General features: G+C 45.7%; 9 protein-coding genes, 1 tRNA gene and 1 other RNA gene. 8 read left to right on the forward strand and 3 right to left on the reverse strand.

The features are described 5' to 3' along the window. Positions 1-37 precede the first annotated feature (37 nt). Both KNQ12_RS16710 and KNQ12_RS16715 read left to right on the forward strand, forming a co-directional pair. Positions 38-127, forward strand: a tRNA-Ser gene (locus KNQ12_RS16710). Between the two features lie 102 nt (positions 128-229). Further along, the gene (locus KNQ12_RS16715) at positions 230-694 is read left to right on the forward strand and encodes a DinB family protein (protein WP_023469876.1); all 465 of its coding nucleotides are present in this window, start codon (positions 230-232) and stop codon (positions 692-694) included. 73 nt (positions 695-767) lie between these two features. On the opposite strand, the gene KNQ12_RS16720 is transcribed toward KNQ12_RS16715, so the two are convergent. Continuing rightward, on the reverse strand, positions 768-1,445 hold the full coding sequence (locus tag KNQ12_RS16720; RefSeq protein WP_023469877.1) for a deoxynucleoside kinase: 678 nt from the start codon (positions 1,443-1,445) through the stop codon (positions 768-770). Continuing rightward, a complete protein-coding gene (locus KNQ12_RS16725) occupies positions 1,442-2,071 on the reverse strand; it encodes a deoxynucleoside kinase (protein WP_023469878.1) in 630 nt (209 codons plus the stop codon). The genes KNQ12_RS16720 and KNQ12_RS16725 overlap by 4 nt, the downstream gene beginning before the upstream one ends. Positions 2,072-2,179: 108 nt before the next feature. Here KNQ12_RS16725 and tadA point away from each other — a divergent pair, with 108 nt between their 5' ends. The 6 genes from tadA to KNQ12_RS16755 all read left to right on the forward strand — a co-directional run bounded on the left by tadA (position 2,180) and on the right by KNQ12_RS16755 (position 5,954). Then, positions 2,180-2,686, forward strand: coding sequence for a tRNA adenosine(34) deaminase TadA (tadA, locus tag KNQ12_RS16730; RefSeq protein ID WP_214749870.1), 507 nt, complete (start codon positions 2,180-2,182; stop codon positions 2,684-2,686). A 48-nt stretch (positions 2,687-2,734) separates the two neighbouring features. After that, positions 2,735-3,001, forward strand: an RNA gene (ffs, locus tag KNQ12_RS16735) — signal recognition particle sRNA large type. A gap of 95 nt (positions 3,002-3,096) precedes the next feature. Continuing rightward, positions 3,097-4,782, forward strand: a complete 1,686-nt coding sequence (dnaX, locus tag KNQ12_RS16740; RefSeq protein ID WP_023469880.1) for a DNA polymerase III subunit gamma/tau — start codon at positions 3,097-3,099, stop codon at positions 4,780-4,782. Between the two features lie 18 nt (positions 4,783-4,800). Beyond that, positions 4,801-5,121, forward strand: a complete 321-nt coding sequence (locus tag KNQ12_RS16745) for a YbaB/EbfC family nucleoid-associated protein (RefSeq protein ID WP_023469881.1) — start codon at positions 4,801-4,803, stop codon at positions 5,119-5,121. 18 nt (positions 5,122-5,139) lie between these two features. Then, positions 5,140-5,739, forward strand: a complete 600-nt coding sequence (gene recR, locus KNQ12_RS16750) for a recombination mediator RecR (RefSeq protein ID WP_023469882.1) — start codon at positions 5,140-5,142, stop codon at positions 5,737-5,739. Continuing rightward, positions 5,736-5,954: a YaaL family protein gene (locus KNQ12_RS16755; RefSeq protein ID WP_023469883.1), complete on the forward strand. Its 219-nt coding sequence runs from the start codon at positions 5,736-5,738 to the stop codon at positions 5,952-5,954. The genes recR and KNQ12_RS16755 overlap by 4 nt, the downstream gene beginning before the upstream one ends. A gap of 95 nt (positions 5,955-6,049) precedes the next feature. Here KNQ12_RS16755 and KNQ12_RS16760 read toward each other — a convergent pair. Beyond that, positions 6,050-6,255, reverse strand: a 206-nt coding sequence (locus KNQ12_RS16760) for a hypothetical protein (RefSeq protein WP_214775506.1), incomplete at its 5' end; no start/stop codon positions are given.

The raw sequence follows: 6,255 nt of genomic DNA on the forward strand, positions 1-6,255 counted from the left end.
CACTTCTTTTTTTTTACCCAAAAATAAATATAATCATGGAGTCGTACCCAAGTCCGGCTGAAGGGGACGGACTCGAAATCCGTTAGGGGTCGCAAGGCTCGCGTGGGTTCGAATCCCACCGACTCCGCTTTTTATGAAGCATCTCAATTCCGAGGTGCTTTTTTGTTGCATCGATTTCTTCGTGCGTGCTATGGTTGCCTACGTGAAAAACGAAGAAGAGGTGGACGAAATGAACGAACAAACAAAAGAATCGTTGCTTTCGCATTATGCGATGACGATGACATATGTAAAAGACTTGGAACAGATTTCAGAAGAGGCATGGCGAACATCGTATGCAGAAGGTAAATGGACGATTGCTGAGATCATCGGTCACTTATCACCATGGGATCGCTTCATGGTCGCAGAGCGCATCCCGTACTTGCTCGCGGGGGAACCATTCCGTGTCGCACCAGATAGCCAAGCGGTCAATGAGGAAGCAGCGAAGATGAGCCGTGAGCAGCAACGGATCTTGACGATTGATGAGTTTTTAGTCAGCCGTGACTTGTTGCGCCGTGCAGTCGAATTGATTCCGGAAGAACGCCTTCAGGACAAGGTCGTCATTAAAGACAAAGAACTGACAATCGGTCAGTTCCTCGGAGCAATGGCTCAACATGATCTACACCATATGGAACAAATCAATCAAGTGATTGGTTAATGCGAGGGAGATGCGACACGCGTCTCCTTTTTTTGCGCAAAAAAAGATCCGCCTAAGAGGCAGATCTAATCAGTTAGCGTGTATTGGCAATACGAGCGACTTCAAGCTGTTTTTCGATCTTCGCGAGAATCCGGTCAATGGATTCTGGCTCGTTCAGTAAATCGTATTCGTCGATCGACAAACGAAGTACCGGGCAGATCGTGAAGTTATTGATCCAGTTCGTATAGCGCTCATACATCTCTTCCCAATATTCGATGGGTGTCTGCTGCTCCATCTCACGTCCGCGAAGACGAATTCGTTCAAGCACTTGTTCGAACGAACCTTCAAGATAGATCAAAAGATCCGGATGTGGGAAGAACGGTGTCATGACCATTGCGTCAAACAAACTTGAATATGTTTCATAGTCCGTTGGAGACATCGTTCCTTTTTCAAAATGCATCTTAGCAAAGATCCCTGTATCTTCATAGATTGAACGATCTTGGATGAAACCACCACCGTATTGGAAAATCCGCTTTTGCTCCTTGAAGCGTTCAGCGAGGAAATAGATTTGGAGGTGGAAACTCCAACGCTCGAAATCATGATAGAATTTATCCAAGTAAGGGTTCGTATCGACTTTTTCGAGTGACGTCCGGAAACCAAGGGCATCGGCTAATCCGTTTGTGATCGTTGATTTCCCGATCCCGACCATACCGCCGATCGTAATGACGGCATCTGCCGGGATGTTGTATTTTTCACGTAGCTTCAAGTTCATGCGTGGTTCGCTCCTTCATATAATTCGTTCCGGATCGTCGTCAAGACGTACTCGAGATCTTCTGGTCGCTTGACGAAGTCGAGAGCATCTCCGTCGAAACGGATGATTTTGACTTCCGGATGTTTGACTTGGTATTCCGTGACGAATGTCTCGTAATCCTCGGCTAATTGTTCGAGATAGGCACGTGACATATTTTCTTCGATTTCTCGTCCGCGCAGCGCAACACGTTTCATCAAGGTGTCGATACTTGCGTTCAAGTAGATGACAGCATCTGGTTTTGGCATGTCCGTCGTCAGGATCGAATAGATTTGTTCATACTTCTCAAGATGCTCGACCTTTAGAGAGCGGTGTGCAAAAATCAAGTTCTTAAAGATATGGTAATCAGCAACGACAGAGCGTTGTTTACTGAGGTAATGACGTTCGATATCATCGAGTTGTTTGAAGCGATTGCACAAGAAGAACATTTCCGTCTGGAAGCTCCATTCTTCGATATCTTCATAGAACTTTCCAAGAAAGGGATTTTCTTCGACGATTTCGCGTAACATAGAAAAAGAGAAATGGTGACTGATGGCGTTCGCAAGTGATGTTTTGCCTACACCAATCGGTCCTTCAACCGTTATGAACATATACAATGACCCTCCGTTCAGCAAAGTGCAATTTATATTTTAGCACAAAGAAGTACGACTTGCTGAAGTTTCAAAAGGAGAATTTTTTTAGAGTGAGGAGTATCGTCAATGGAACGACAGGAACACTATATGCGCCTTGCAATTGAAGAGGCGAAAAAGGCAGAAGCAATCGGTGAAGTTCCGATCGGATGTGTCATCGTCAAAGACAATGAAGTCATCGCGACGGGGTACAATCACCGGGAAACGGATCAACAGGCGACGGCACATGCGGAGTTGATCGCAATCGAGGAGGCTTGCCGAAAGCTCGGGAACTGGCGACTTGAAGGGTGCGAGTTATACGTGACACTCGAACCGTGTCCAATGTGTGCGGGAGCCATCATGCTGTCGCGAATTGAACATGTCATCTTTGGTGCCGTTGATCCGAAGGGTGGGTGCTGCGGAACGCTGATGAACCTAGTGCAAGACGATCGGTTCAATCATGTCTCAGAGTTGACGAGCGGTATATTAGAAAAAGAGTGTGGTGAGATGCTAACGACGTTCTTTCGGGAACTGCGCGCGAAAAAGAAAGCGCGAAAGCGGGCAATGGGTTGCATCGCACCAGATGAAACAGTATAATGAAAAAGCACTGAAACAAGGTGCCACTAAAAATCGATAAACCATTTGCCGTGCTAGGTGGGGATGTAGCGGTTCCCTGTCACTCGCAATCCGCTATAGCGAGACTGAATTCCATGTCGAGGGATATGATTGGTGTGGTCTGCCTCACGTAAGTAGCGTTGACGTTTGAGTCCTACGCAACAGATACCCATGAACCAGGTCAGGTCCGGAAGGAAGCAGCCTTAAGTGGTGCTCTCTGTGTGTTGTAGGGGTGCTTGGACTGAGCAGGCTGCGTGAGTAACGCATGTTGAACATATTTCAGAATATGGTGCGCGGCAGTTTAATTTTTAAAGACAAGTCTACAGCCGGTTTCGGTTGTAGACTTTTTTAGGTAAAATAGAATGAGGAACTTAAAAAGAGGAGGCGCAAACTTGGCCTATCAAGCACTATACCGCGTGTACCGTCCGCAACGATTCGACGAAGTCGTTGGACAAGCGCATATCACCCGTACGATCCAAAATGCATTGATGGAGGGACGGATGTCCCACGCCTATCTATTTTCGGGTCCTCGTGGAACAGGAAAGACGAGTCTTGCCAAAATCATCGCTAAAGCGATCAACTGTGAGCATGCACCGGTCAAAGAACCGTGTAATACGTGCCCGACGTGTCTTGCGATCACAGAAGGATCAAGCCCGGACGTCTTCGAAATCGATGCCGCTTCCAATAACGGCGTAGATGAGATTCGGGAAATCCGGGATAAAGTCAAATATCCCCCTTCAGAAGCAGCCTATAAAGTCTATATCATTGATGAAGTGCATATGTTGTCGACAGGTGCCTTTAATGCCTTGCTCAAAACACTAGAAGAACCACCGGCGCACGCCATCTTCATCTTAGCAACGACTGAACCACATAAAATTCCGGCGACGATCATCTCGCGTTGCCAACGTTTCGATGTGAAGCGGCATGAAGTCGATCAACTCGTAGAGCGGATGCAATATATCTTAAAAGACCAATCGATCGAGTATTCGGATACGGCATTACGATTGATCGCCCGAGCGGCGGATGGTGGTATGCGTGATGCGCTGAGTCTACTCGACCAAGCGGTTGCTTTTTCGAATGGTGATCTAAATGATGCGGCTGTTCTTGAAGTAACAGGAGCAGTAGAAGATGAAGCATTACTGAACATTGCCCGTGCCTTACATGAACATCAAGTCGATCAGTTGTTACAGACGCTTGAGACGATGCAACGAGCGGGAAAAGACTTAAAGCGTTTCGTTGAGGATCTCGTTTTCTTTTACCGGGACACGTTGTTATTGAAAGCTTCGCCTACAGCTGTCGATTTGCTAGAGCGTGCGCGCCCGACGGATGAGTTCAAACAATTCGTTGAATCGATTGAAGCGGAGACGTGCTTTACGATCATTGATCAGTTACATGACTGCCAACAACAGATGCGATTGACGAACCACCCTCGGGTCCTCGTTGAGATTGCCTTCATTCAAATTGCGGAACAGGGGAGAACGACGGGACAGATCGTCCAATCGTTGCAACAGGAAGTCCGCGAAATGAAGGAACAGATGCACCAATGGAAGTCGAATGGTGTTCCGGCACAAGAAGCGGCCGCACCACAAGCACAACCGAAGCGAAAACAAGGACGACCAACCGTTCGAATCGCTAAAGAGCGGATTCGCCAAATGTTAGAGCGAGCAGAGAAAGCACAATTGCGCGAGATTCAAGAACGCTGGGATCACATCTTAAAATGGATTTTAAAAGAAGATGGTCCCATCTACTCGTTACTCCATGAAAGTAAACCGGTTCTTTGTTCAGCGGATACATTGCTGATTGAATTCGATGACGGTAAAGGATGGCACTTTGAGCAGGTCATGACGAATGAACGAACACGTTTCGTGATTGAAGAAGCGTTGTATGAAGTATGCGGCGTCAAACGCGAAATTTTAGCGATTCTCTCAAAGGATTGGCATGAACTGAAGGCAGAGTTTGTTGCTAAGCGAAATAGTAGTAGTATAGAAGAGAAGGAAACAAAACAAGAATCGGAGAGCGATCAGTTATTGTCCGAGACGCTTGGTCGTTTTGGTGATATCGTAGAGTTCGAAGATTAAATTCGAGGAGGAATACAGATGCGCGGAATGGGAAACATGAACAATATGATGAAACAGATGCAGAAGATGCAAAAGGATATGGCGAAAGCACAAGAAGAACTAAAAGACTTAACAGTGACAGGTACAGCAGGCGGAGAAATGGTCTCAGTCGTCGCTGATGGTCATAAAAATATCGTAGATGTCATCATTAAAGAAGAAGTCGTTGATCCAGATGATGTTGAAATGATTCAAGATCTCGTCTTAGCCGCAACAAACGATGCTTTGAAGAAGGTCGATGAACTCGTAGCAAGTAAAATGGGGAAATTCACACAAGGTATGAATCTGCCGGGAATGTTTTAATTCGTAGGAGGAAACCACTTGCAATATCCTGAAGCGATTAGTCGTTTGATCGAAAGTTTTACGAAACTGCCGGGGATTGGTCCGAAGACAGCAGTTCGTCTAGCGTTTCATGTCCTTGATATGGAAGAGGACGATGTCTTGATGTTCGGAAAGGCATTGGTCAGCGCGAAGCGCGACATTGCCTACTGTAGTGTCTGCGGGAATATCACGGATCAAGATCCTTGTTATGTATGTACAGATAAACACCGAAACCGTACGATTGTCTGTGTCGTCCAAGATTCAAGGGATGTCATTGCAATGGAAAAAATGCGAGATTACCAAGGGTTGTATCATGTCTTGCATGGAGCAATCAGTCCAATGGAAGGAATCGGTCCAGAGGATATCAATGTATCTAGCCTACTGACACGTCTTCAAGCGGACGAAGCGATTACGGAAGTCATCTTAGCAACTAATCCGAATATCGAAGGAGAAGCGACAGCGATGTATCTATCGCGTCTCTTAAAACCGACGGGTATTCGGATCACTCGAATTGCCCATGGTCTTCCGGTTGGCGGAGATCTTGAATACGCAGATGAAGTGACGTTATCTCGTGCAATGGAGGGACGTCGCGAACTATGAGTTGGTTTCGAAAGAAGATTCGCAGTGAGTACGACCAGCGTTTGTTAGAAGAATTAGCAAAAGCAAAAGAAGATTATTTGATGAAGCGTCATCTCTTAGAAATCAGCTATGATGACTATGGTGATTTAGAAGCACAAATGAAGTTAGCGGAATCACTGTATTTCTTCTATATAAGCGAAGCAAAAAGAAGACGCGTCTCATTGATGATGAAGTAAACCGCAGCCATTCTTGTCTGCGGTTTTTACATGCTCTAAAAAAACTATAAGTTATTTTAATAAAGTAGTTGCGCATGTCTAATTATCGTGATATATTAATTCATGTCCTTAAGAGGACGAGCGCTTACGGCAAACAAGTAAGAAACAATTTCAAAAAAGTTGTTGACTTCTTGTTTCAGACTTGGTATTCTAATTGAGTCGCCAAAACAGGTGCGGACGAACTTTGAAAACTGAACGATGAGGCAAAAATCGTATTCTACGGAATACAAAAACGAATGAAGCGCAAGCTTCGTCAATCGTG

Origin of the sequence: Exiguobacterium sp. s11, assembly GCF_018619015.1 — a bacterium.
Lineage (GTDB): Bacteria > Bacillota > Bacilli > Exiguobacteriales > Exiguobacteriaceae > Exiguobacterium_A > Exiguobacterium_A indicum.

What these genes read in the sequence shown, in the direction of transcription:
- tadA (WP_214749870.1), top strand. Translation starts at nt 2,180, where the DNA reads ATGGAACGACAGGAACACTATATGCGCCTTGCAATTGAAGAGGCGAAA.
- KNQ12_RS16755 (WP_023469883.1), top strand. Translation starts at nt 5,736, where the DNA reads ATGAGTTGGTTTCGAAAGAAGATTCGCAGTGAGTACGACCAGCGTTTG.
- KNQ12_RS16725 (WP_023469878.1), bottom strand. Translation starts at nt 2,071, where the DNA reads ATGTTCATAACGGTTGAAGGACCGATTGGTGTAGGCAAAACATCACTT.
- KNQ12_RS16720 (WP_023469877.1), bottom strand. Translation starts at nt 1,445, where the DNA reads ATGAACTTGAAGCTACGTGAAAAATACAACATCCCGGCAGATGCCGTC.
- KNQ12_RS16745 (WP_023469881.1), top strand. Translation starts at nt 4,801, where the DNA reads ATGCGCGGAATGGGAAACATGAACAATATGATGAAACAGATGCAGAAG.
- KNQ12_RS16715 (WP_023469876.1), top strand. Translation starts at nt 230, where the DNA reads ATGAACGAACAAACAAAAGAATCGTTGCTTTCGCATTATGCGATGACG.